The organism is Frigoribacterium sp. CG_9.8 (assembly GCF_015751965.1).
Lineage (GTDB): Bacteria > Actinomycetota > Actinomycetes > Actinomycetales > Microbacteriaceae > Lacisediminihabitans.
Genome location: NZ_JADOVH010000001.1, coordinates 412,029 through 435,860, shown reverse-complemented (window position 1 = coordinate 435,860; position 23,832 = coordinate 412,029). Strand labels below are relative to the sequence as shown.

The following is a 23,832-nucleotide window of genomic DNA, read 5'->3' as shown; positions in this document are numbered from 1 at the left end:
AGGGCGTCACGCCCACTACTGCTCGTGTACATCGCCCTCGCGGAGATCCGCGAGCAGATTGATCGCCCTGGCGACATCGATCGGGCCGCCGACCCGAAAGTTTGCGAGGGTCGATCCCGAGCCGCTTTTGAGGCCGACATCATCCGCACCGAGGGCCGCGAAGGCATCCTCGTCTGTCACGTCGTCGCCAGCATAAAAGACCGCAGTGGCGTTCGTGTAGGTGCGCAGATGCTCGATAGCCTCGCCCTTGTTGGTGGATCGCACCGAGAACTCGAGCACATCCTTGCCGCTGCGGATCGTGAGGTCGTCGAGCTCCGCAGCGGTCTCGCTGCGCGCGACTAAATGGGCGATCCGGCTGTTGTGCTCCGAGGCGAGGCGAGTGTGGAGAGCGAAGCCGGCCGGTTTCTCCTCGAGCCAGACCTCATCGAAGGATTTGGCGACCTCAGTAAGCACCTCGCCGAGCACGTCGATGCGCTCAAACTCGATGGTATTGAGGGTGACGCTGTCCCCGGGCTTATCGAGCCGCAGCTCGATGCCATGCGAGCCGACGAGCAGCACGCTGTCTGGCAGGTCAGAGACCGAAATCAGACTGTCCAGCGCGCGCCCGGAGACGAGTGCCACCCGCGTGTTGGGCATGTCGTTGAGGCGAAGCACGGCCGCACGAGCCTCCGGCAGCGCGCGAGCCCGTTCCGGAACATCCACCTCCGGTGCGAGCGTGCCGTCGAAGTCGAGAGCGACAAGCAGTCGGCGGGTGCGGGCAAGCTCGCGAAGCGCCCCGATGAACGGCTCGGGAAGGCGGGAGAAATTGGGCGGGGTGTCAACATCGACCATCAGACGCGCTCGTGACCCTCGGATCCGTGGTGCGCCCGGCTCCCGAGCACTCCGAGAAATTCGCGCGACCACCGCGAGACATCATGCTCAAGCACTCGTTTGCGCAGCGACCGCATCCGCGCAGTCCGTTCGCCCTTCGGCATCGAGATGGCCTGCATGATGGCGTCCTTCACCCCGTCGATATCGTGCGGATTGACCAGCAGCGCGCGCTTCAACTCGTCCGAGGCCCCCGCAAACTCACTGAGGATGAGCACGCCATCGTCGTCGAAGCGGCAGGCGACGTACTCCTTTGCCACGAGGTTCATTCCATCCCGAAGCGCAGTCACCAGCATCACGTCGGCGGCCAGGTAGAGCGCCACCATCTCATTGCGGGGAAAGCCGTGATGCTGGTAGCTGATCGGTACGTGCGCGATCGTGCCGTAGTCCCCATTGATGCGACCGACGGTCAGTTCGATCTCGTCGCGCAGCGCCATATACGCCTGCACCCGCTCGCGGCTGGGGTTGGCAACCTGCACCATCGTGACATCCTCGGCGCTCAGCCGACCCTCGGCCAGCAACTCGCCATACGCCTTGAGCCGGTGCGTGATGCCCTTGGTGTAGTCGAGCCGATCGACTCCGAGCATCACCGTGCGCGGGCTACCGAGCTCGATCCGGATCTGCTTCGCCCGCTCCTGCACCTCAGGGCTTCGGGCGAGTTCTTCGAAACTCGCGCTGTCGATCGAGATGGGAAACGCGCGGGCGACCACCGTGCGAAACGAGCCCTGGCGCGTGATCTCCCCGAACACCCGCACCCCGGGCGAGGCATCGACGAGCGGCACCTCCACTTGGGACCCCTTCGTGGAGTAACCCTTGAGGCGGCGCACCGCGCGCTGAAAGTTGCTGGCGTCGGCGACCCGCTGAAAGCCGATCACATCTGCTCCGAGAAGTCCCTCGATTATCTGGGTGCGCCACGGCAGCTGCGAGTAGATGCCGTAGGGCGGGAAAGGGATGTGGTTGAAGAAGCCGATCGTCAGGTCAGGACGCATCGTGCGCAGCAGCTTCGGCACGAGCTGCAGCTGATAATCCTGAATCCAGACCACCGCTCCCGGCGCGCTTGCCTTCGCCGCAGCATCCGCGAACCGCTGGTTGACCTCGACATAGCTGTCCCACCACTCACGGCTGTAACTCGGGGGCGCGATCACATCGTGATAGAGCGGCCAGAGGGTGTCGTTGGAGAAGCCTTCGTAATAGCGCTCGATCTCGAGAACGCTCAGCATCACCGGAATGATGTGGATTCCGTCGCTCTCGAACGGGTCGAGCTCGAGGTCCGGTTGACCGCCCCAGCCGATCCAGGCGCCCTCGTTTTGCTTCATAACCGGCTCGAGAGCAGTGACCAACCCGCCGGGAGAACGGCTCCAACTCCCGGCGCCATCGGTGCCAATCACCCGATCGACCGGAAGGCGATTGGACACGACAACGAAGCTGTAGGTGCCGCGCGTCGGAGGAGTCACTGTGTCGTGGAGTTTACCGCACCGTGCCCAACTAGCATTGCCCGATGGTGACTACTCGGCTGTACAGCCACGGCGCGCTGAAGACGGAGAGCTTCCCGGTCGAGGACATCTCCGACCACATCCTCGAAAAAGGCTGCACCGTCTGGGCGGATTTTTTATCTCCGAGCGAGGCGGATCTTGCGACCATCAGCGAGGAACTCGGACTGCACCCGCTTGCGGTGGAGGATGCCGTGCATTCATCCCAGCGACCGAAGCTCGACCGCTACGACACGCACCTGTTTCTTGCCGCCTACGCTGTCAGCCTCGACACCGCAACCGGGGAGTTGGAGACCCACGAGATCAAGGCCTTCATCACTCCGCACGCGCTCGTGACGGTGCACGGTCCGGACTTCGACATGACCAGGGTCGTCGAGCGCTGGGACAGTGACAGGGATCTCGCAAAGCACGGCGTGTCCTACCTGCTGTGGGGACTGCTCGACGAGATCGTCGATGGCCACTTCGAGACAGTGCAGCAGTTGGACACTGCCTCCGAAGAGCTCGAGGATGCCCTGTTCGACGATCGCCCCCGTGACAAAGAGGTGCAGCGCCGCTCCTTCGAATTTCGCAAGTCACTAGTGCTGTTGCGCCGCGTGGTGCTGCCGATGCGCGAGGTGGTAAACACGGTGCTGCGTCGTGATCTCCACACCTTCGACATGGAAATGACGCCCTACTTTCAAGACGTCTACGACCATGTGCTGCGAGCGAGCGAGTGGACGGAATCCCTGCGTGATCTCGTCTCGACGATCCTCGACACGAACCTGAGCATCCAGAGCAATCGGATGAACCTGATCATGAAAAAGGTGACGAGCTGGGCAGCCATCATTGCCGTTCCGACCGCCATCACAGGATTCTTCGGTCAGAACTTGGCATTTATCGGCTTCGGCACTGCATGGGGTACCTGGATGTCGCTCGGGCTGATCGCCGTCGCATCCCTCGGGCTCTATCTGCAGTTCAAGAAGCGCGACTGGCTCTAGCTCTGGCGCGGTGTGCGGGACAGTCCGACGATCGCGGCGATGCACTGCCAGAGAACGAAGGCCTCGACCACGAGGGAGAGCAGGCCGAGGGGCTCGAGCCAGTTGCCGATGTCGCCGGTGGCTGCCGGCATCCCGACGGTGCGGTTGATCGTGAATGCCACGATAACTGCGGCCGACAGCGCAGCCGCCGCAATGAAGTCGATCCGTGATCCCGAGACGAAAAGCCGCTCTGTCAGCACGAAGGCCCCGATGATCAAAATGATGTACATGATCGCGAGGTACGGCGTCTCGGCAAGCTTCCCGGGAAGGTCGAGAATGTGAATCGCGCCAATCGTGGCGAGCCCGAGCCCGGCGGCGATGCGACGACTCATGGCAGCCGTGCGGTTGACGGTAGTAGGAGCTTCAGCGGTTCGCTCGTTGAGTGGCGTGGTTGTCATTAGTCCCCCTGGGAAAGTTGAAGCGGCGATAGCGTGGGATCCACGCTAAGAGGCGGTGACCGGCCACTCGGTGTTCCTGTGAAGACTCACATCGAAACGGGCTGATTTTGTGCAGCTTTAAGGCGTCCTGTGCGCGGCTTGGGAGCAAACTTTGCGCTAGCTCCGAGTTAGCGGAAATGCCGGGGAAATCAGCGCTGGGTCAGAGCGAGACCGAGAGTCGCCAGGGTCACCGTGACCGGAGCCGCAACGAGTCCGAGCAGTGCATACCGTGCCCAGGAGAGCTCGACAGCCAGCGCCCTGAGGCGGTCGTGCCAGAGCAACGTGGCAAGCGACGCCCAGGGTGTGATGAGCGAACCGACGTTCACCCCGATTAGCAGTGCGACGAGGCGAACCGGATCCCCGGCAACCGGCTCGAGAGCCAGGTAGGCGGGCAGGTTATCGATGGCGTTGGCACCGAGGGTCGCAACCCCCGCCAGTCGAAGCAGGCTCAGCGGATCATGACCGGTGCCAGAGATCGTCGCCAGGAGCATCCCGAGACCGAGCGAGTGGGCTGCCTCCACGACGAGGAAGAGTCCGCAGGCAAGCAGCACGAGTTGCCACGGCAGCAGGCCAAATCGCAGAATTGACCGGCGGCGCACGAGGAAGAATCCCGCGAGAACAATAGCCGCGATCACCGTCGGTAACCAGACGTCGAGGCCGGATACCAGGGCGGGGATCAGCAGCGTCACGACCACCCCGCTCGCCATCAGGAGTACCCGGTCGTTGGGTGCATCGATCGGCTCGGTTCGGTAGCGCACCAGCAGCTCCCGGCGAAAGAACAGAAAGAGGATGATCGCGGGCACCACCACCGATATCAGCGCCGGTACCGCGGTGAGAGCCGCGAACTGGAGTGGGTCAATGCCCCCGAGCTCGTGTTGGGCGAGGAGGTTCGTGAGGTTCGATACCGGGAGCAGCAAGGACGCAGTGTTCGCCATCCACACCGTCGTGAGAGCAAACGGCAGCGGGGATAACCCGGCATGACGAGCGAGGATCACCACGACCGGGGTCAGAAGCACGGCTGTCGTATCGAGCGATAGAAAGATCGTGCCGACCACTGCGAGTGCGAGTACAAGCAGCCAGAGCAGCCAGGCCCGGCCGCGGCCCCAGCGGGCGGTCTGCTCGGCCACGAGTCGGAACAGGCCCGCTTCCGCGGCAAGCTCGGTGACCACGGTTACCGCGACCACAAAGAGAAGGATCGGCCAGACGCGCTGCCCGATAGCCACGGCATCCGCTGCAGGGAGGATGCCCGTGGCTATTGCCACACCACCGAGCAGGAGCAGTGCGGCCCCGAGAATCGCGGTTCGCACGTCAGTCCACCTCCCTCAGTCACCCTGCTCGTCGCGGCAGTCGTCGCGGCACTCGTCGCGGCACTCGTCAAAACGCTCAATGCAGCACTCTGTGCAGCATTCTTAGCAGCACTCTGTGCAGCGGAGTACCGTGGAAACACCGACCGGAAAGGCATCCGTTGCGCAAATATATCTTCAGTGGCTCGCTCATTAGTGCCGTACTTGGTGGGTGGGGTACCCTCCAGACGACACGAAAAGGTCCGCGCGACTGGCGGCTCGCCCTCATGTGGATGAGCTGGGCCATCACCGTCGTCATAGCGGTGGACTCGGTAATCGCGCGATCGCGCGCCGTCGACCAGCGAGAGGAATAATGATGATCAACCCACTGATTCCGGGGATGCACGACACCGGACCGGGCATTCTCGGCCTGTTCGGATTGGTGCTCTGGGGCTTCTTCTCCCTGCTCGCACTCGCCATCCTGGTCGGGCTGATCTTCTTGCTCGTGCGGTTCCTGCTCGTGGCCACTCGCGCTGCCCAGCTCTATGTGCAGAAGAATGAGCCGCCAAAGCCGCCCGCAACTGCCGCGCCTGCCGCTCCGCCTGCAACTGCCGCGCCTGCCGCTCCGCCTGCAACTGCCGCGAACACGACTGCCGAGACAACCACGACAAAGGTCATGCCGGTCGGGCCGGTCACAGTGGTTGAGCCGGTTGAGCCGGTTGAGCCGGTCACGCCCAAGAAAACATCCGCCACAAAAATTGCCGGTCCCAAGGCTGCTGGCCCCGAGGCGCCGACCACACCCCGCACCCCGAAGTCACCTCCGACCGCTTAGCTCCGACTCGCCAGCCCCCGCCCACCAGCCCCCGCCCACCAGCCCCCGCCCACCAGCTCAAGGGTCATCTTCGCATCGCCCACGACCCCGGGACGATGCGAAGATGACACCCGACAGCGTGAATGAGCACTCACCGACCCCCGACCTAGATCCAGCGCGACCTCAGGCCAGAAATCCGCGTAGCAGCGCTGCCGACCCTTCCAAATGTTCCTGCATCGCAGACGCAGCACCCTCGGCATCCCCGGTAAGAATGGCGATGACGATGCGCTCGTGTTGCTGATTCGAGTGTTCAATGTTCCGTTGCAGCAGGGGAATGTCATCCAGCAGGCTATTCACCCGCATTCGGTTTTCTGCGATCATCGGCACGAGCGACGGTGCTCCCACGAGTTCCCCGATGGTGAGATGCAGCCGCGAATCGAGCCGCCGGTAGTCGGCGACGGTCGCCGTCGCGGTTTCTCCCAGCCGCATCCACAGCAGCTCGCGATCGCCTGCCACGAGACTGCGACCCGCAGCAGAACGCGCCGCCCCCACCTCCAAAATCTCACGAAGGGCGAGCACATCCTCGATTTCCTCCGCCGTGGGAGGTGCGGATGCCACGAGCCCGTCGATCCCGCAGGCGGCGACCCGCGTCGGTGGCTCATCCACCACGAAAGTACCGCCGTAGCGTCCCCGCCTCGAGACGAGAAAGCCCGCATCGGACAGCGAGCGGATGGCTTCGCGCACGGTATCGCGACTCACCGAGAATCGTATGGCGAGGTCGCGCTCCGCTGGCAGAGCCTCCCCCGGCGGCACGATCCCGAGGCGGATGGCCTGCAGCAGCCGGCTGACTGTCTCCTCGAACGCGTTGCCAGCTCGCACGGGTCTGAAAAGGGCGTCGCCGGCGACATCCGCTCGCAGTAGTCCGCTGTCTGCGTTGCTCATTGCTGGTCACTCACTGAAGTCGCTCATTACTCGTCGTTTGCTCTACAGAGGCGTCACATACGCCGCGCTGATACCGCCGTCAACGAGGAATGTCGAACCGGTGACGAAGGAGGAGTCATCGCTCGCGAGGAAGGCGACCGCTGCGGCGAGCTCCTCCGGTTCGGCGAATCGGCCCGTCGGAATATGCACCAGGCGACGCTGGGCGCGCTCCTCGTCCTTGGCAAAGAGCTCCTGCAGCAGTGGCGTATTCACCGGTCCGGGACACAGGGCGTTCACCCGGATGCCCTGGCGCGCGAACTGCACGCCGAGCTCGCGGCTCATTGCGAGCACCCCACCCTTCGACGCCGTGTAGGAGATCTGGCTGGTCGCCGACCCGAGGACCGCGACAAACGAGGCCGTGTTGATGATCGAGCCGGACTGCTGGGCGACCATGTACTTGAGCGCTGCCCGGCAGCACAGGTAGACCGACTTGAGGTTGACATCCTGCACGTTCTGCCACGCTGGCAACTCGGTGGTCTCGATCGAGTCGTCATCGGGAGGGGAGATTCCCGCGTTGTTGAATGCGATATCCACCGATCCGTAGGTCTCATTGGCAGTTGCGAACAGGGCGTTGACCTGGGCTTCATCGGTCACATCGACCTGCACGAATAGACCGTCGACCTCGGCAGCGGCCGCCGCACCCGACACCGGGTTGAAGTCGGCGATCACCACGGTCGCCCCCTCCGCTGCGAACCGCCGCGCGGTGGCAAGACCGATTCCGCTTGCTCCCCCGGTGACGACGGCCACCTTTCCCGCGAGACGCTGGGTGAGGTCGATCTTCGCTACTGGCATGTGCTGTGCTCCTGACTGGTGCTGGTCGAGTTGTACGCATATCGGCCGCGTGGCGGCCGGCGCATCAATCAATCGGTACTGATGAAGACGTTCTTGGTCTCGGTGAAAGCGAGGGCAGCATCCGGCCCGAGCTCGCGCCCGAGGCCGCTCTGCTTGAACCCGCCGAACGGAGTGGAATAGCGCACCGACGAGTGCGAATTGACCGAGAGGTTACCGCTGTCGATCGCTCGGGAGACGCGGATGGCACGCCCGACGTCTCTCGTCCAAATCGAGCCGCTCAGCCCATAAATACTGTCGTTGGCGAGAGCGATGGCATCCGCCTCATCCTCGAATGGCAGCACACTGACAACAGGGCCGAAGATCTCATCCGTAACCACCCGGTCGGAGCGCGAGCTGGGCAGCAGCACCGTCGGGGCGAACCAGTAGCCCGCGCCATCCGGAGCACTACCCCGGAAGGCGACCTGCGAGTCATCGGGCACATAGGAGCGCACCTTCGCCAGGTGCGCCGCAGAGACCAGCGGCCCCATCTCGGTGTCGTCGGCGAGGGGAGAGCCGACGCGCACGCCCTTCACCGCGGGCTCGAGCAGCTCGAGAAAGCGGTCGTAGACGCTCTGCTGCACCAGGATGCGACTGCGTGCGCAACAGTCCTGGCCAGCGTTCTCGAACACCGCGTAGGGGGCCGTCGCCGCGGCCTTCTCGAGGTCGGAGTCGGCGAACACCACGTTTGCCGACTTGCCACCGAGCTCGAGCGTTACGGCCTTCACTTGGTCGGCACAGCCGGCCATCACGCCCTTTCCCACCGCTGTCGAGCCCGTGAAAACCACCTTGCGTACCTCTGGATGTGTCACGAACCGCTCGCCGATGACCGAGCCTTTGCCCGGCAGTACCTGAAAGAGTCCGGGCGGAAAGCCCGCTTCGAGGGCCAGTTCGCCAAGACGGATCGCGGTGAGCGGTGTCCATTCCGCTGGCTTCAGCAGCACAGCGTTTCCGGCGGCGAGCGCGGGCGCGAAACCCCAGGCCGCAATGGTCATGGGAAAGTTCCACGGCACGATGACGCCGACAACCCCGAGCGGCTCGAGGAAGGTCACGTCGATGCCGCCGGCCACCGGGATGGTCTTGCCGATCATCCGCTCCGGCGCCGCGGCATAATAGTTGAGCACATCGCGAACATGCCCTGCCTCCCAGCGCGCCTGCGAGATCGGATGCCCGGAGTTTGCCACTTCGAGGCCGGCAAGATTTTCCAGATCACCGTCGACGGTCGCGGCGAAGCGCCGGAGCGCGGCGGCACGGTCAGCCGGCGGGAGCGCCGCCCAGGCGCGCTGGGCAGACATGGCATCGGCGACCGCGTCATCCACTTGCTCGAGGGTGGTGTGCACAACGGTCTGCAGTGCGCGCTCCGTTGCGGGGTTGATCAGGGTGATGCCACTCATTGCCCGGCCTCCGTAAGGTTGGCGCTCGAGAAGCTGTGCTCCTGGGCTGCTTTCACGAGTCCGGCGAACAACCGAAGGTCGTCTCCGGTCTGCTCCGGATGCCACTGCACCGCCACTCCGAACGGCACGCCCTCGAGTTCGACGGCCTGAATCACGCCATCCGCGGTGCGAGCCGTAATACGCAGTCCGTCTCCCACCCGGTCGATGGCCTGGTGGTGGTAGACGGCAACCTCGAGTGGGTCGGTGCCCACGAGTCGCCCGACGACGCTGTCGGCATCGGCTTCGATGTCGACCTGACCGAAGGTGCCGCCACCGAGCTGGTATTTGTCGGTGCCGATCACCTCGGGCAGGTGCTGATGCAGAGTGCCCCCGCGAGCGATATTGAGCACCTGGGCACCGCGGCAGATACCGAGGAATGGCAGTTCGCGGGCGATCGCCGCCGTGAGCAGCGCGTCCTCCCAGGCATCGCGGTCGGTGCGGGGAATGTCAGTGGTCGGATGCGGCTCCTGGCCGTAGCGGGCCGGATCCACGTCTTTTCCGCCGGTGATCAGCAGCCCGTCGAGGCCGTCGAGCACCCGGTTCGCGATTTCGTCGGAGACCGGTTGCGGCGGCAGCAGAACGGCGATACCGCCCGCACGCGTGATCGCCTCGAAGTAGACCTTCGGGAGAAATGCCGCCTGTACGTCCCACACACCGGTCTGGGCCTGCTCGAGGTAGGTGGTGAGGCCGATGATCGGCGCGCTGGCGCTGTGGCGATCACGCGACGCCAGCGCCGACGGAGCCGGCGACATCGGGTTGTCAGAGGCAGTATTTTCAGAATCGCTCAAAGCCACGCACCCGCTCCCAGTCCGTAATGGCGGCGTCATACGCCTGCACCTCAATGCGCGCGTTATTCAGGTAGTGCTCAACGACATCCGCACCAAAAGCCTCCCGCGCAATCTCGGACTGGCCGAAGAGTTCGGCGGCCTCCCGCAGGGTGGTCGGCACGCGCGGGGCGTCACCGCCGTAGGCATTGCCTTCAAACATCGGCTCGAGCTCCAGCTCGTGTTCGATGCCATAGAGCCCACCGGCGATGAGTGCCGCAGTGGCGAGGTACTGGTTCACATCTCCGCCGGGCACGCGATTCTCCACGCGCATCCCGAGCCCATGCCCGACGACGCGCAGCGAGCACGTGCGGTTGTCGAGCCCCCAGGCGACCGCGGTCGGAGCAAAGCTGCCCTCGACGTAGCGCTTGTACGAGTTGATGTTGGGTGCAAAGAACAGGGTGAGTTCGCGCATGGTCTTCAGCTGGCCAGCCAGGAAGTGACGAAACATCTTCGACATGCCGAGCGGGTCGGTGTCGTCGGCGAAGACCGCAGCTCCGTCCGTGCCTCGAAACGAGATGTGGATGTGGCAGGAGTTGCCCTCCTTCTCGTTGAACTTGGCCATGAAGGTGAGTGCCTTGCCGTGCTTATCAGCGATTTCTTTTGCGCCATTCTTGTAAATCGAGTGGTTGTCACAGGTCGTGAGGGCGTCGTCATAGCGGAATGCAATCTCCTGCTGCCCGAGATTGCACTCCCCTTTGACACCCTCGCAATACAGCCCCGCACCTTCCATGGACACGCGGATGTCGCGCAGCAACGGCTCCATTCGCGTGGACGCGAGGAGTGCGTAGTCGATGTTGTAGTCGCTCGCCGGGGTGAGGCCCACATAGCCCCTGCTCCAGGCATCCCGATAGCTGTTGTCGAAGACGATGAACTCGAGCTCGGTGCCGACGCACGCGATCATGCCCTGGTCGGCGAGGCGGGCGATCTGCGTCTTGAGGATCTGGCGAGGGGCAGGGTCGACCGGACGCTCGTCGAGCCAGCTGAGGTCGGCCATGACGAGGGCTGTTCCCGGGATCCACGGTACGAGTCGCAGGGTCGACAGGTCGGGGATCATCGCCATGTCGCCGTAGCCCTTCTCCCACGAGGAAATGCGGTAGCCGTCAACGGTATTCATCTCGACATCCACCGCCAGGAGGTAGTTGCAGCACTCCGCGCCGTGGCTGCTGATCTCCTCCTTGAACAGTCGAGCGGATGCCCGCTTGCCGATCAGGCGCCCCTGCATGTCAGTGAACGCCACGATCACCGTGTCGATCGTGCCGGCATCGATGAGCTCGTTGAGCTGGTGAGTGGTGAGCATTCCCGTGCGTGCGGCCATAGGAGTTCCTCGTCTTATCGAGCATTTACCAACCATTGCGTCATGATGACGTGCCCCCGATGCTAGAGCATGTAACGCACTGTTTACATCCAAAGGTAGACAACAAGTACCAATAAACGCCATGCTCTCGGATAAGCATCATGCGGTCGCTTACCGCGCCCGGTTTCCGACGATCCCCTCCTGGAGGAATGCATGTCAAAGAACACAGTCTCCGGCGTCACCTACACGAAGGCCGAAGACGGCTACTTCGAGAAACGATCGCTCAAGCGCACCGCCGGTTTCTGGGGACTCTGGGGCATCGGCATCGCCGCCGTCATCTCCGGTGCCTTCTCCGGGTGGAATGTGGGTCTCGCCACTACCGGATGGGGCGGCCTGCTGATCGGCACCATCATCATCATCGTCATGTACTTCGCCATGATCTTCTCCATCGGCGAGATGTCCGCTGCGATGCCACACACGGGAGGTGCCTACTCCTTCGCTCGAGCCGCGCTCGGCCCCTGGGGTGGATTCATCACCGGAATTTCGGAGTCAATCGAGTACGTGGTGACCACCGCCGTGATCGTGCTGTTCTCGGCCGCCTACGCCGGTCAGATCATCACCGACTTCACCGGCGCGGTGGTACCGGCGTGGATTCTGTGGATAATTCTCTACGCGATTTTCATCGGACTCAACTCCCTCGGCGCGTCCGTTGGTTTCCGCTTCGCTCTCATCGTGGCGATCATCTCGATGGGAGTCATCCTCCTGTTCGCCGTTCTTGCCATCGCCAACGGAGCCGTCGACTTCACCCGGCTGTTCGACATCAAACCGATTGATGGCAACTCAAGCTTCCTGCCGTTCGGTGCCGTCGGCATCCTCTTCTCCCTCCCCTTCGCCATCTGGTTCTTCCTCGGTATCGAGGAGCTTCCGCTCGCCGCAGAAGAGGCCAATGAGCCCGCGCGGGACATTCCGAAGGCGGGAGTCTGGGGCATCATCACCCTCGCGTTCTTCGGACTGGTGATCCTCTTCCTCAACCCCGCAGTCACCGGGGCCAAGGCGCTCACCGTCTCACCCGGCGACGGTGACGAGCCGCTGCTTGCCGGATTCCGGGCGTTTCTGCCCGACAGCGTCGCCGCGCTGCTCGCCCTCTTTGCGTTGACCGGACTGCTCGCCTCGCTGCAGGGCATCATGTTTGCCTATGGACGCAACATGTACTCCCTGTCACGGGCCGGGTACTATCCCAAGTTCCTTTCCCTCACGGGCAAGAAGCACCAGACACCCTGGGTTGCGCTGCTCGTAGGCGGGGCGATCGGCTTCGTCATTCTCATCGTCGTCGCCATCATCATCCCGGCTGTCAATCCAGACGCAGCAGGTGCCGCGACCGGCATCATCCTGTTCATCGCGGTCTTCGGGGCAGTGATCTCCTACGTGATGCAGATGGTTTCATTCATCGTGCTTCGTCGCAAATTCCCCAACGCCAAGCGGCCGTACAAGAGCCCGACCGGAGTCGCGGGTGCCGTTGTTGCCGGCATCATCGCTATCGCCGCTTTCATCGGCATCATCGCCAACTCCGTCTTCTCGCTCGCCGTGGTCACCTTCGTGATCATCTTCGTTGTCGGGGTCGGGCTCTTTGCGCTCTTCGGGCGCAACGGACTCGTGCTGTCACCGGAGGAGGAATATGCGCTCAGCGGCGGCCTCCACGGTGACCCGCAGGCCGAGGGCTACGACGCGATGGAAGACGAGATCTTCTCTAAATAACCGACCATTCGATTGACGGCTTCGGATGCTGCATCCGGAGCCGTTTTTCGTAAGTAGTGTCCTGGCGTAGCGGCGTGTCATCATCCGTGTTGGAGGCATCGGATGGGTACTGTTTAAGGTGTAAACCGCAATCGGGAGGGTGAGTCGTCATGGAATCACGCACGCACAACCACGCGATCTCACCCGAGAACTCGGCTGGAGAAGCAGCCAGGATCGATGAGTACGTATTCGAGCTCGTACGCGAACGATTGCTGAAGGCTGTCGGCGCCGGCGGCATGTGGACTTTACAGTTTCGTGCAAGCACTGATACCGACTCACTCTTTGGCGAAACGATCGCGGAGTTTATCGCCCGCGACATCGCCGACCAGATCGCTGTACCCGGGGTTGAGCAAAAAGCCGCAACACCGAACGGCGGTGAATTTGAGGCTGTGCTCGAGGTCGTTGCTGACACGGCCGTTGCTTACACGGCCCTAGCTGACACGCCCGTTGCTTACACGGCCCTAGCTGACACGCCCGTTGCTTATACGCCCGTTGCGTACACGGTCGTAGCTGACAAACCCGTAGTTGAGGTGCAGCGCAATGAACACCGCTTGTTCAGGCCGCGGAAGGCCGCCTGAACCACTTCGCAGGCACAGCCACCGAGGGGTGAACTAGCTCGACGAGGGTAGCTGGACGAGGGTGCCAGCTCGACGAGCGTGAGGCTCTGAGTCAGGCCGGCGGTCTCGCGACGAGTACGGTTCCGGATCCCTCAAGCCGCAGCGCACCGACCGCGAAGGGCACGAGCATCGTCTCCCCCGAACTCACCTGTGCCTCGTCGCCGCGTTCCGTGTTCAGGCTCACGGCCCCGCTCAGCCCAATAAGCACCGCGAATCCCGCCGGCAGCGCGGCTCCACCCGAGAGGTGGTCGAGCCTAAAGTAGCGGCGCGCCTCGGCGGGCAAGAGGGCCTCCGAACCGCTCCGGTGCACGAGCGCGCGGATGTCATCATCCGATCGCTCGGTATGTTCGACTGCTGTCAGTGCTTTCTCAAACCCGAGACCGAGATGGCCATCGCGCGCGCCGTCGAGATCGAAGCCGTTCCACTCGAGCAGGATGGAGAGGTCCTCCGGCTCCTGCACCTCGGCAAGCAGGATGCCCGGCCCGATCGCATGCAGCACCCCCGGTGGCACATAGACGCTGTCCCCCGGCTGCACCTCCACGGCGTGCAGCATGGCAAGCAGTTCGTCGGTGCGCTGGTCGGCGACGAGCCGGAGTAGCGTCGCAGGATCGACTGTCTCGCGCAGACCGAGGTGAACTGTGCCCGGACTGAGGATGTACCAGGCCTCCGCCTTGCCATGACTCGCGCCGAGATGTCTGGCAGCAAATGCCGCATCGGGATGAGCGTGAACCGGCAGACGCTGGCCGGCATCGAGCAGTTTGACGAGCAGTTTCGTATCAGCCCCGAAGCTCTCGACGTGCGCGGCACCGAGCCACTCGAGCGGATGATCGGCAATCAGTGTCGCGAGCAGCTCGCCGGTTGGCAAGCGGCTGAGGCCCGCGGGCGACTGGCCGCGCACCGTGGTGACCGATGCGATCCAGTCCTCCGGTGTGGACGGGTCGGCTGGCGGTGCAGAGCGAAAGTCAGCGATGCGCTGGCCGCCACGATAGAACCGCGCACTCGGCTGGTTCGCCGGCAGCAAGACAAGCTCAGGATGATTCATTGCGTTCATGTCCTTTTCGGGTCAGTTCCACTGCTCACGCAAGGTCGAGGCAGTAGGCACGGAGGGCGGTCCGGTAGAAGATGTCATCCTGTTGGACCGGGCTGAGATGGGCGATTACTCGGCGCTGGGCCCGCCACACTCCGGAGAAGTTGCCGGCCAGGGTAGTGACCGGCCAGTCGCTGCCGAACATCACTCGGTCCGAGCCGAAGTGCTCCACCGCGTGATCGACGTACGGTAGCCAGTCTTGCCAGATCCAGCCGGGGGCTGAGGCGGTGTTGAGTCCGGAGATCTTGACGTTCACGTTGGGCCGGGCAGCGACCTCGGCGATCAGCGATGCCCATGGTTCCCAGGCTCGGCCGGCGATGTCGGGTTTGGCCAGATGGTCGAGCACGATCGTGAGTTGCGGATGTCGCCCCGCAAGCTCCGCGACCATGGCGAGGTGCTCGGGGAGGGTGCTCACCACGTCGAGGGTCAGCCCGCGTGGCGCGAGCAGCGCGACTGCGGAAGTCACATCCTCACGCAGCAGCCAGCATGGATCAGAGTAATTGTGGTTCAGCGTGCGGATTCCGCGCACGACGGATGACTGTGCATACAGGTCGAGCGCGGCTTCAGCCTCGGCCGCGCGATCGAGCGGTGCCCAGGCCACCACCCCGCGCACGACGGGCACCCGCGATGCGACGGAAAGCATGTAAAAGGTGTCTTCGTAGGTATCGGCGGCCTGCACGAGCACGGTCGCGGTGATTCCTGCAGCGGCGACATCCGCCTCGATGTCTTCGGGGCCGAAGTCCGCGTTGAGCGGCGCCCCGGCCGCATCGAGCCATGTGTACTGTCGCTCGGAGGGCGTCCAGAAATGCTGGTGAGCATCGATCATCTGGCTCGGCTGGTACAGATCAGTCATCAGTCGCTCCCTGGTCGACGGTTGGCGTGGAAAAATGATCAAACCCGGCCGAGCCCCGGTGTCACCGGGCAACCTCAGCGGGCAGAATTTCTAGCCCAGGGCGACATCCCCGCACAGGTGGACTTTCACGCCGAGTCGAGCAAACGCTGCCGCCTTGGCGATCAAAGCTTTGTCTGCTGTTGCCACATCGGGCGCATAGACAACCTGCGCGTGGTTTGCCTTGTGGCGCGCCATGAACTGATCACGGGTGATGCCGTGCAGCACGACATGCGCAATCGGCCATTCCGGGTTCGTCGACTGCCAGCGGCGTTCAGTTTCTTCGGCGGGCAGGGCTATGACACTGGCACGCCCGAGATCCAGGTGCAGCTCACCGGCGGCGATGTAGACGCGCGACCAGACGATCTCACCGGGCTTCGAAATTCCCTTGATCGTGCTGCCGCCCGCCGGGAAGAAAACCGGGCTCTGGCGCCAACCCACGGAATCCGCATATCCATTTTCAAAATGCGATGGGGGTACCGAGCCGGAGATTTCGAACACCCAAACGAACTGGCCGTTGAAGTCTTCACCCCAGCGGATGTCGTGCAGGGTGGTGGCCGGGTCGAGACCCATGGCTGTCCATACCCGGTTCGTCACAAGCGCGTCAACGGCAACGCCCTCGTCCGCTTCGTTGAAGTTGGGCAGCGCTGCACCCTCCCACAGCACACGGGCGCCGTCACGGCTGGTCACCGGTGGGCGGTCGACATTGTTCAGCAGTCCTTCCGGAAGGTCTGAGGCCGGGCAGAGGTCTTTCAATCCCTGCTGGTACTGGATACCCACAGCATCCAGTCCAAAATCGTCGCTGATGCGCAAAGCAGCGATGTACATCTTGTATTGCCACCGGAGCTGTCCGAGGGTGAGATCCAGCGCGTCGTTGTCGCCGAGCTTGAAGGTCATTCCCTTTGCGAGAAGCCAGTTGCCGACAGCATCCGCTTCCTCATCGCTGACCACCAGCATTTCGGCCCAGAGAGCACTCTGCGACAGACGCTCCTTATATATGCCGATCGGGTTGAGCAGTTCGTCATCGATGATGGCGTTGTACATGCCCATGCAGCCTTCATCGAAGACACCGATGATCGCCTTGTCTCTCAATAGCTGATCCGCCAGGGCTTCGCCGAGCGCTTTCTCAGCGCTATCAGCAAGCAGCGGCAGGTCGCGCACATGGGATGAATCATGGTCGATGGCGGCCTCTGTCACCCACGAGTGGATACCGTCTTTGAACCACTGGTCGGTGCCGTCTACAGTCCAGATTGTCGAGTAGGGCTTGTCCATCTTGGTCAGCCCCGCGTTGAGACCGAGAAGTCCGACGAGGCCAGGCCAATCACCGGCGAAGTTTGCCACGGTGAGAATCGGTCCTCGATGACTTCTCAGCCCGGCCAAGACGTGGTGGCTGTACTGCCAGACGGCTTCGGCGACGATGAGAGGGGCGTCTTCGGGGATTCTTTTGAAGACTTCGAGTCCCATCCGCTGGCTGCTGATGAAGCCATGGCCGGTTACCGGGTCTACGCCGTTGCCGCGTACGACAGTCCAGCCATGATTACCGAGAGCTGTCGCGACAATATTTTCCAGTGCAACCTGGGCGCTCCAGCCTGCCGTGTTGGCAGATTCGCGAAGATCACCGCTGGAGATGAGGTACGCCGTGGCTGCAGGAGTCGGGACGGTAGTGCGCGGGGCGGGAATCGTATACGTCATCGCGATTGGTTTCCTTTGGACAGCTCATTGTTGGTGTTGGTTTTGGTTTTGGTGTGTGATTCGGCCTGAAAGCGTGCCAGCGCATGACTGATTTCGCGGGTCTGCGTGTAGAGCGAGAGGTACAGCGCGTACAGGTCGTCGTAGAGCTGCCGGTGTTGCGTCGCAGGGGTGCGAATCGTGAGTGGCGGGTTCCATTCCTCGATGCGCGCGTCGGATACCAGCTGCGCCGCCAGCAGGGCAACGCCGAAGCTCGCGCCGATTGTGTGGGTCGGGATGACCTGCTCGAGTCCCGTGACATCCGAAACAATCTGTGTCCACAGCGAACCCTGAGTGCCGCCGCCGACGGCGACGATACGCGAGATCATCGCCCCAGCCTCGAGCATCGCGTCGACGTTGTGACGCACCCCGAGAGCTGTGGCCTCGAGGGCGGCCCGGTACAGGTCCCCGCGCGTATTGGTCACCGTCAATCCGGCAACGATGCCCCGGGCATCCGCATCGGGGATCGGTGTTCGTTCACCCGCGAAGTAGGGCAGCATGAGCAGCCCGTTCGACCCCGGCCCGGCAGCGTCGGCCAGAGTGAGCAGCTCTGAGTATTCGGGAGACCCGAACAGCTCGCGAAGCCACGCCGTGATGGCGCCGGAGGTGGCCATCCCGCCAGCCAGATTACGAGTTCCCGGCAGTGCACCGACGGTTGACCACAGGGTGGGGGAGGTAAGTGCGTCGGGAACTGTGGCGATGAGAAACATGGTGGTGCCGTACATGAGCATGAGATCGCCGGTGCCCTGCGCTCCAACGCTTACCGCTTCGGCCCAGGCGTCGATGGTTCCGGTGATGACGGGGATTCCTGCTGGGAGCCCGGTGGCGATGGATGCTTCCGGCGTGACCGTGCCGGCTTCATCCCCCGCCCAAGCGAGGCTCGGCAACACAATTGCGGGCGCAATTTTCGAAGCCCAGGGCGCGAACCACGACTGCTCGACGGTGTCGTAAAGCGGAGAGCACTGGCTCGCTGAGTGGTGATCGAGCACGTAGTTACCGGTGAGATTGTGCACCAGCCACGAACTCGGCATGAAAAATTTTGTGGCGTGAGCCCATACTTGCGGCTCGTTGTCGGCAACCCAGGCGAGCTTGGGGCCAACGGCCTGGGTGGAGAGCGCCGACCCACCGCGGCGAATGATCTCGTCGGCACCGAACTGTGCCGTCTGTTTGGCGATCTGGATGGAGGCCCTGGTGTCGACCCCGTAGAGGATGGCGGGACGCAGAGGCTGGTTGTCTTCGTCGGTCAAAAGAATGCACGGGCCCATGCCGCTGACCCCGACAGCCACCACCTCGATATCGGCAACGGTGAGGAGTTCGCGACAGATTTGCACAAACTCCACCCACCAGACGCTGGCGTCCATCTCCACGTGACCGGGAGCGGGGCGTGACACTGAATGCTCTCGGACGGCGGTGCGAAGAATTATGCCGTCGAGACCGACGAGCACGCCTTTGCTGCTGGATGTGCCGATATCCACACCGATTACTACCTGACGGCTCATGTGACTTCCTTGTCGTGGCCTCTTACGCTACCTGAAATCGATTTCAGCTACAACTGCAACTGCGGTGGATCCGGCTCTGTGGGGTCAGCGGGAAATCACGTTCGCCTGTGCAGGAAGCACCCGGCTGTGAAGCACCTCAGTTCGCGGCGGATCGGTGAGCCCCGCAATCCGCTCGAGCAGCAGGCGAGCCGCGACGCCGCCAATTTCGCGCGCGGGCAGGTCGATCACTGTCGCGCCGGTTGCGGTGAAGGAGAAATAGGGCAAATCACCCAGAATTGCAACGCCGTAGTGCGACGTCGTGATGCCCCGGGCGGTCAACTCTTGCAACACCCCGACGCCCATGAGGTTGTTCGCGACAAAGACTGCGTCCGGGGCAAGGTCGAGGGCGAACAGCGCGCTGAGTGCGGCCCGGCCACCATCCACTCGGAAGTCGGCATAGCGCAGGTAGTCCTCGCGCGGTTGCAGGTCGGGATGCGCACGGCAGGCTTCCCGCCATCCCTCGCTTCGCAAGACACTCGTCTCCACGTCTGCGGGCCCGGTAATGCAGGCAACCCGGGAGTAGCCCTGATTGAACAGGGACTGCGTGGCCGCAAATCCCGCGCGGTGATTGTCGACAAGCACCGCGTCGGTTTCACGCCCCGATGGCCGCCGGTCGATGGCCACGACCGCACGATCAGGCGAATGGAATCTGCCAAGAGTGCTTGCCGCTGATGCCGGCGTCCAAATAACACCCGCCATGTTGTCGCTTGCGGCGAGATCGAGATAGTAGGCCTCCTGGGAGAGCTCGCCATCACTGTTGCACAACACGACGGAATAGCCCGCTGCCTGTGCAACATCCTCGACGCCACGGGCGACGGAAGTGAAAAAGGGATTCTCGATATCCGGGATGATCAGGGCGATAATTTGGGAGTGCTGGCGGCGAAGGGATCGGGCCATGCGATTGGGAGAAAAATCCAATTCGCTGATGGCTTGCTTCACCCGAGCGACTTTGTCCTCTGAGACATTCGTGCCGTTCAGCACACGCGAAACGGTGGCCGGCGAGACCTCTGCACGAGCCGCGACCTCGTAGATGGTTGCCATAAATCCCGAGCTTAGTGCGTGTGTCCGCGGCCCACCGAGGGTGTGGCGAGACCTCCGAAGTCTCCTGCTCAGAAGGTTTTTTTCGCGGCACGCTTTCGGGTCGCCGTGCTCAATTGACAATCCATACATCGGATGTTTATGCTCAGTTTGTCCAATCTGGGGGTAAATTCTGTGAGTTCTGTAATCGCGCTGCACACCAGCGACGTACGTTTTCCCACGTCGTCGTCCCTCGATGGCTCAGACGCGATGAACCGGGACCCGGACTACTCAGCCGCCTACGTTCGGATAGAAACTGACGCGCTGGACGGCCTCGACGGGCACGCATTTGTATTCACGATCGGCCGAGGGAATGACGTGCAGGTCAGTGCCATTGACGCACTCGCAGCGCATCTGATTGGTCGCTCAGTCGAGAGCCTTCTCGATGACATGGGTGCCACCTGGCGGGAGTTCGTCTGGGATTCGCAACTGCGCTGGCTCGGCCCGGAGAAGGGCGTCATGCACATGGCGATCGGTGCGGTGGTCAATGCCCTTTGGGATCTCAAGGCCAAGCGAGCCGGCCTGCCGCTGTGGCAGCTGCTCGCACGAATGACGCCGGAAGAAACTGTCGCACTGATCGATTTTCGGTATCTCACCGACGCCCTGACTCCCATCGAAGCGCTGGAAATTTTGCAGGGCTCAGTGCCGGGTCGGGCAGATCGCGAAGCCGCTCTGCTGAAGACCGGATACCCGGCCTACACCACCTCCCCCGGCTGGCTCGGCTACAGCGACGAGAAGTTGGTGCGGTTGGCCACAGAGGCGGTGTCCCAGGGGTTTGAGTTGATCAAACTGAAGGTTGGCGGCAATCTGGAGGATGACATCCGCCGACTTGGGCTTGCTCGCGAGGCCGTGGGGCCACACATCCGGATTGCCGCCGACGCCAATCAGCGCTGGGGTGTCGATGAGGCCATCGAATGGATGTCGCACCTTGCCCCGTTCGACCTGGCCTGGATTGAGGAGCCCACGAGCCCGGACGACATTCTCGGCCACGCGGCGATTGCCGCGGGAATTGCACCCATTCTCGTGGCGACCGGTGAGCACGCCGCAAACCGCATCATGTTCAAACAATTTCTGCAGGCCGACGCACTTCAGGTTTTGCAGATTGACGCGACCCGTGTCGGCGGCGTGAATGAGAACATCGCAATTCTCCTGCTCGCCGCAAAATTCGGGGTGCCAGTGTGCCCGCACGCCGGAGGAGTCGGGTTGTGTGAGGCCGTCCAGCATTTATCGATGTTCGATTATGTTGCGATCTCGGCAACAACTGACCGTCGGGTGATCGAATACGTCGACCACCTCCACGAGCATTTTGCGACCCCGGTCGTGATTAATCGCGGGCATTACCGCGCACCGACCGTGCCGGGAGCGGGTACCGAGATGCTTGCGGCAAGTCGCACGGAGTTCGCTTTCGTTCCCCATGACTGATATCTGGTTGCCGCGATTCGGCTACGGAGCGGCCAACGTCGGCAATCTCTATCGAGCGATGACGGATGATGAGGCGTCGCTTCTGCTCGAGACAGCGTGGGATCTGGGTATTCGCTATTTCGACACCGCTCCACATTACGGATTGGGGCTGTCTGAACGTCGTCTTGGCAAATTCCTGCGCACCAAACCCAGAAACGAATACGTGGTGTCGACAAAGGTCGGGCGGCTCCTTCGGCCCAACCCGCTGGGAGCAGGCCTCATGGACACGGCCAATGATTTTGTAGTGCCGGCGGATACGACACGCGTGTGGGACTTCACCGCCGGCGGCATCCGGCGCAGCATTGAAGAGTCTCTGGGCAGAACCGGGCTCAACAGATTCGATATTGTTTACCTGCACGACCCCGAACGACACAGGCTGTCTGAGGGTGTACACCACGCCCTGCCGGCTCTCGCCCAGTTGCGTGACGAGAAGCTGGTGTCAGCTATCGGGGTCGGATCCATGACCACCTCTGCACTTCTCGATGTTGTCAACACCGGGCTACTTGACCTTGTCATGATTGCCGGTCGATACACACTCGCCGATCAGTCAGCGCTCGACGAGGTTGTACCGGCCTGCAGACACCACGGGGTGGGAATTGTCATTGCCGCTGTCTTCAATTCGGGATTGCTGGCTTCAGATACCCCGGGAGCCGGGGGCCGCTACGACTACGCCGATGTGCCGGCATCGCTCCTTGATCGGGTGCAGCTCATTGCCAGAGTGTGCGGGGATTTCGGGGTTTCGCTCCCGACAGCGGCGCTCCACTACCCGGCGCGGGATGATGCGGTCCGCTGTGTTGTCGTTGGTGGCAGCCGGCCCGACCAGTTGCGGCAGAATGCGGCTCGAATGACCGAAGTAGTCCCCGCAGAACTGTGGCGAGCTCTGGCCGGGCAGAGCCTCATTCCCGCCGCGCCGGAGAACCACTCTTAGCCTCACCCAACGTAAGGAACAGATCATGTTGAACGGAATTAATCCGCTACTCACCGGAAGCCTGCTCAAGGCACTCGACGAGATGGGACATTCAGACTCGGTTGTCATCGTCGATGCCCACTTTCCGGCGTTCCGCTTGGCTAACCGGCTGGTCAGCCTGCCGGGAACGACCGCGCCCGAGGTTCTTGCCGCCCTGCGAACTGTTCTGCCGCTCGATGACACCCCGGCCGTCGACCTGATGGAATCCGCCGACAAGGCGCTACTCCCCGTTCAGCAAGAACTGGTTGCAGCAGCCGGCGTTCACCTCGAGGAGGTTCGTTTCGTCGACCGCTTTTCCTTCTACGAGTCAATCGCTGACAGCTATCTCATCGTTCAGACCGGCGAGATCCGAACCTACGGTTGCGTGATCGTTCGCAAGGGGCTCGTCGGCCATTAGCCGCGTGCCTTGATCGAACCGCTAATGCAGCACGATGGTTTCGACCGCTCGGAGTTGACTGCGGATGAAGGTGTTCGCGTGCGCTGCGAGGTCGTCGGAATCATCCCAAAGGTTTCGCCAAATGCCGAGGGATCGACTGAGTTCGGCATTGACCACTGCTGATGAGAAGGACTCAAATACAATGGGTCCGTCGTACTTGATACGGGCGAGGGCGCGAAAGAAGGAAGAAAAATCTACCGTTCCCGAACCGAGGTAACCGCGATGGCTTTCGCCGATATGCACGTAGCCCAGCCGGTCCGCGACATCGAGCACGGGCGAGAACATATCTGACTCCTCGATGTTCATATGGTAGGTGTCGAGGTGAACAGAAATGTTTGGGCTATCGATCTCGTCGAGAAACCGCAGAGCTTCCCGAGCCGTGTTCATGAGGTTGGTTTCATAACGATTGACCACTTCGAGCGACAGATGGATCCCCAGGTCTGCAGCGAGCGCGCTGAGCCGATGTAGGGCTGCGGCGCTGCATTTCCTGCCCTCAGCCGTGATGGGCTCCACGTATTTTTTCATAGCGCTGTAGATCACCCCGCACAACCGTGTGCCGCCCATCGTGTGGAGGATCCGCAAGCAATCGGCGAGCATCGCCTCCCCGGCGGCCACGATCGCAGGGTTGGAGTTCGTGAGGTCCGTTGAATCACTGAGCCCGAGAGATGCAGTGACTGAAAGGTCATATTCCTTCAGCAGGCTGGCTGCGAGCATCCCATCGAAACTCGCTGGATTCATCAGTGGAATTTCGATGAGGTCGAAACCGGCGGCTTGTGTCTTGCTGATTGCCTTTTTTAGCCCGTTTTCGTCAAAAATCCCAGTGAATACCAGGGCATGAGCACCTATTTGCATGTAAAGCCTCTCCGAATTTCCTCGGTGTCCACGCGTGTGACGCGGGCGTTTGACCAGACTATTGGTCGGCACGGCGATTGGGCACACAGATACCACCATCGCTGTGAGGCACATCCATT

At 62.5% G+C, this 23,832-nt stretch carries 23 protein-coding genes; 8 read left to right on the top strand and 15 right to left on the bottom strand.

The window, feature by feature from the left end; translation table 11 throughout:
• Window positions 1-15: 15 nt before the first annotated feature.
• Together otsB and IWX88_RS02235 are read right to left on the bottom strand one after the other, a co-directional pair.
• Window positions 16-831: a trehalose-phosphatase gene (gene otsB / locus IWX88_RS02240; RefSeq protein WP_196826762.1), complete on the bottom strand. Its 816-nt coding sequence runs from the start codon at window positions 829-831 to the stop codon at window positions 16-18.
• Complete coding sequence (locus tag IWX88_RS02235) at window positions 831-2,321, bottom strand: trehalose-6-phosphate synthase (protein WP_370568133.1); 1,491 nt, start codon at window positions 2,319-2,321, stop codon at window positions 831-833. Before IWX88_RS02235 ends, otsB begins: the two co-directional genes overlap by 1 nt.
• Before the next feature lie 44 nt (window positions 2,322-2,365).
• Here IWX88_RS02235 and IWX88_RS02230 point away from each other — a divergent pair, with 44 nt between their 5' ends.
• Entirely contained in the window at window positions 2,366-3,334 is a 969-nt protein-coding gene (locus IWX88_RS02230) for a magnesium transporter CorA family protein (RefSeq protein ID WP_196826761.1), read from the top strand.
• Here IWX88_RS02230 and IWX88_RS02225 read toward each other — a convergent pair.
• Together IWX88_RS02225 and IWX88_RS02220 are read right to left on the bottom strand one after the other, a co-directional pair.
• Window positions 3,331-3,771: a hypothetical protein gene (locus IWX88_RS02225; RefSeq protein WP_196826760.1), complete on the bottom strand. Its 441-nt coding sequence runs from the start codon at window positions 3,769-3,771 to the stop codon at window positions 3,331-3,333. The two genes, IWX88_RS02230 and IWX88_RS02225, sit on opposite strands and share 4 nt — an antisense overlap.
• 188 nt (window positions 3,772-3,959) lie before the next feature.
• The gene (locus tag IWX88_RS02220; RefSeq protein WP_196826759.1) at window positions 3,960-5,117 is read right to left on the bottom strand and encodes an SLC13 family permease; all 1,158 of its coding nucleotides are present in this window, start codon (window positions 5,115-5,117) and stop codon (window positions 3,960-3,962) included.
• Between the two features lie 158 nt (window positions 5,118-5,275).
• On the opposite strand from IWX88_RS02220, the gene IWX88_RS02215 reads away from it, so the two are divergent.
• Window positions 5,276-5,467, top strand: coding sequence for a hypothetical protein (locus tag IWX88_RS02215; protein WP_196826758.1), 192 nt, complete (start codon window positions 5,276-5,278; stop codon window positions 5,465-5,467).
• Complete coding sequence (locus IWX88_RS02210) at window positions 5,467-5,925, top strand: hypothetical protein (RefSeq protein WP_231368728.1); 459 nt, start codon at window positions 5,467-5,469, stop codon at window positions 5,923-5,925. The genes IWX88_RS02215 and IWX88_RS02210 overlap by 1 nt, the downstream gene beginning before the upstream one ends.
• Window positions 5,926-6,087: 162 nt before the next feature.
• Here IWX88_RS02210 and IWX88_RS02205 read toward each other — a convergent pair whose 3' ends face one another.
• The 5 genes from IWX88_RS02205 to IWX88_RS02185 all read right to left on the bottom strand — a co-directional run bounded on the left by IWX88_RS02205 (window position 6,088) and on the right by IWX88_RS02185 (window position 11,288).
• A complete protein-coding gene (locus tag IWX88_RS02205; protein ID WP_196826756.1) occupies window positions 6,088-6,846 on the bottom strand; it encodes a FadR/GntR family transcriptional regulator in 759 nt (252 codons plus the stop codon).
• Window positions 6,847-6,888: 42 nt separating this feature from the next.
• On the bottom strand, window positions 6,889-7,677 hold the full coding sequence (locus tag IWX88_RS02200) for a 3-oxoacyl-ACP reductase (RefSeq protein ID WP_196826755.1): 789 nt from the start codon (window positions 7,675-7,677) through the stop codon (window positions 6,889-6,891).
• Window positions 7,678-7,745: 68 nt separating this feature from the next.
• Window positions 7,746-9,107 carry an aldehyde dehydrogenase gene (locus IWX88_RS02195; RefSeq protein ID WP_196826754.1) on the bottom strand — a complete coding sequence of 454 codons (1,362 nt, stop codon included), beginning with the start codon at window positions 9,105-9,107 and terminating at the stop codon, window positions 7,746-7,748.
• Entirely contained in the window at window positions 9,104-9,898 is a 795-nt protein-coding gene (locus tag IWX88_RS02190; RefSeq protein ID WP_196827792.1) for a gamma-glutamyl-gamma-aminobutyrate hydrolase family protein, read from the bottom strand. The genes IWX88_RS02195 and IWX88_RS02190 overlap by 4 nt, the downstream gene beginning before the upstream one ends.
• 22 nt (window positions 9,899-9,920) lie before the next feature.
• The gene (locus tag IWX88_RS02185) at window positions 9,921-11,288 is read right to left on the bottom strand and encodes a glutamine synthetase family protein (protein WP_196826753.1); all 1,368 of its coding nucleotides are present in this window, start codon (window positions 11,286-11,288) and stop codon (window positions 9,921-9,923) included.
• A 192-nt stretch (window positions 11,289-11,480) separates the two neighbouring features.
• Here IWX88_RS02185 and IWX88_RS02180 point away from each other — a divergent pair, with 192 nt between their 5' ends.
• Together IWX88_RS02180 and IWX88_RS02175 are read left to right on the top strand one after the other, a co-directional pair.
• Window positions 11,481-13,022 (top strand): amino acid permease, encoded by a 1,542-nt coding sequence (locus IWX88_RS02180; protein ID WP_196826752.1) that lies wholly within the window; start codon window positions 11,481-11,483, stop codon window positions 13,020-13,022.
• 149 nt (window positions 13,023-13,171) lie between these two features.
• Window positions 13,172-13,639: a hypothetical protein gene (locus IWX88_RS02175; RefSeq protein ID WP_196826751.1), complete on the top strand. Its 468-nt coding sequence runs from the start codon at window positions 13,172-13,174 to the stop codon at window positions 13,637-13,639.
• A 91-nt stretch (window positions 13,640-13,730) separates the two neighbouring features.
• Here IWX88_RS02175 and IWX88_RS02170 read toward each other — a convergent pair whose 3' ends face one another.
• The 5 genes from IWX88_RS02170 to IWX88_RS02150 all read right to left on the bottom strand — a co-directional run bounded on the left by IWX88_RS02170 (window position 13,731) and on the right by IWX88_RS02150 (window position 19,961).
• Window positions 13,731-14,720 carry a class I mannose-6-phosphate isomerase gene (locus IWX88_RS02170; RefSeq protein ID WP_196826750.1) on the bottom strand — a complete coding sequence of 330 codons (990 nt, stop codon included), beginning with the start codon at window positions 14,718-14,720 and terminating at the stop codon, window positions 13,731-13,733.
• A 34-nt stretch (window positions 14,721-14,754) separates the two neighbouring features.
• Window positions 14,755-15,618, bottom strand: a complete 864-nt coding sequence (locus IWX88_RS02165) for an amidohydrolase (protein ID WP_196826749.1) — start codon at window positions 15,616-15,618, stop codon at window positions 14,755-14,757.
• A 90-nt stretch (window positions 15,619-15,708) separates the two neighbouring features.
• On the bottom strand, window positions 15,709-17,346 hold the full coding sequence (locus IWX88_RS02160) for a fucose isomerase (RefSeq protein WP_196826748.1): 1,638 nt from the start codon (window positions 17,344-17,346) through the stop codon (window positions 15,709-15,711).
• The gene (locus IWX88_RS02155) at window positions 17,343-18,881 is read right to left on the bottom strand and encodes an FGGY-family carbohydrate kinase (protein WP_196826747.1); all 1,539 of its coding nucleotides are present in this window, start codon (window positions 18,879-18,881) and stop codon (window positions 17,343-17,345) included. Before IWX88_RS02155 ends, IWX88_RS02160 begins: the two co-directional genes overlap by 4 nt.
• Window positions 18,882-18,965: 84 nt before the next feature.
• Entirely contained in the window at window positions 18,966-19,961 is a 996-nt protein-coding gene (locus IWX88_RS02150; RefSeq protein WP_196826746.1) for a LacI family DNA-binding transcriptional regulator, read from the bottom strand.
• A gap of 138 nt (window positions 19,962-20,099) precedes the next feature.
• Here IWX88_RS02150 and IWX88_RS02145 point away from each other — a divergent pair, with 138 nt between their 5' ends.
• Genes IWX88_RS02145 through IWX88_RS02135 form a run of 3 tightly spaced genes read left to right on the top strand, consistent with a single transcriptional unit; the run spans window position 20,100 to window position 22,822 of the window.
• The gene (locus IWX88_RS02145; RefSeq protein ID WP_370568132.1) at window positions 20,100-21,419 is read left to right on the top strand and encodes an enolase C-terminal domain-like protein; all 1,320 of its coding nucleotides are present in this window, start codon (window positions 20,100-20,102) and stop codon (window positions 21,417-21,419) included.
• Window positions 21,412-22,386, top strand: a complete 975-nt coding sequence (locus tag IWX88_RS02140; protein WP_196826744.1) for an aldo/keto reductase — start codon at window positions 21,412-21,414, stop codon at window positions 22,384-22,386. The genes IWX88_RS02145 and IWX88_RS02140 overlap by 8 nt, the downstream gene beginning before the upstream one ends.
• Window positions 22,387-22,411: 25 nt before the next feature.
• Complete coding sequence (locus IWX88_RS02135) at window positions 22,412-22,822, top strand: RbsD/FucU family protein (RefSeq protein ID WP_196826743.1); 411 nt, start codon at window positions 22,412-22,414, stop codon at window positions 22,820-22,822.
• 21 nt (window positions 22,823-22,843) lie between these two features.
• On the opposite strand, the gene IWX88_RS02130 is transcribed toward IWX88_RS02135, so the two are convergent.
• A complete protein-coding gene (locus IWX88_RS02130; RefSeq protein ID WP_231368727.1) occupies window positions 22,844-23,827 on the bottom strand; it encodes a sugar phosphate isomerase/epimerase in 984 nt (327 codons plus the stop codon).
• Window positions 23,828-23,832 lie beyond the last annotated feature (5 nt).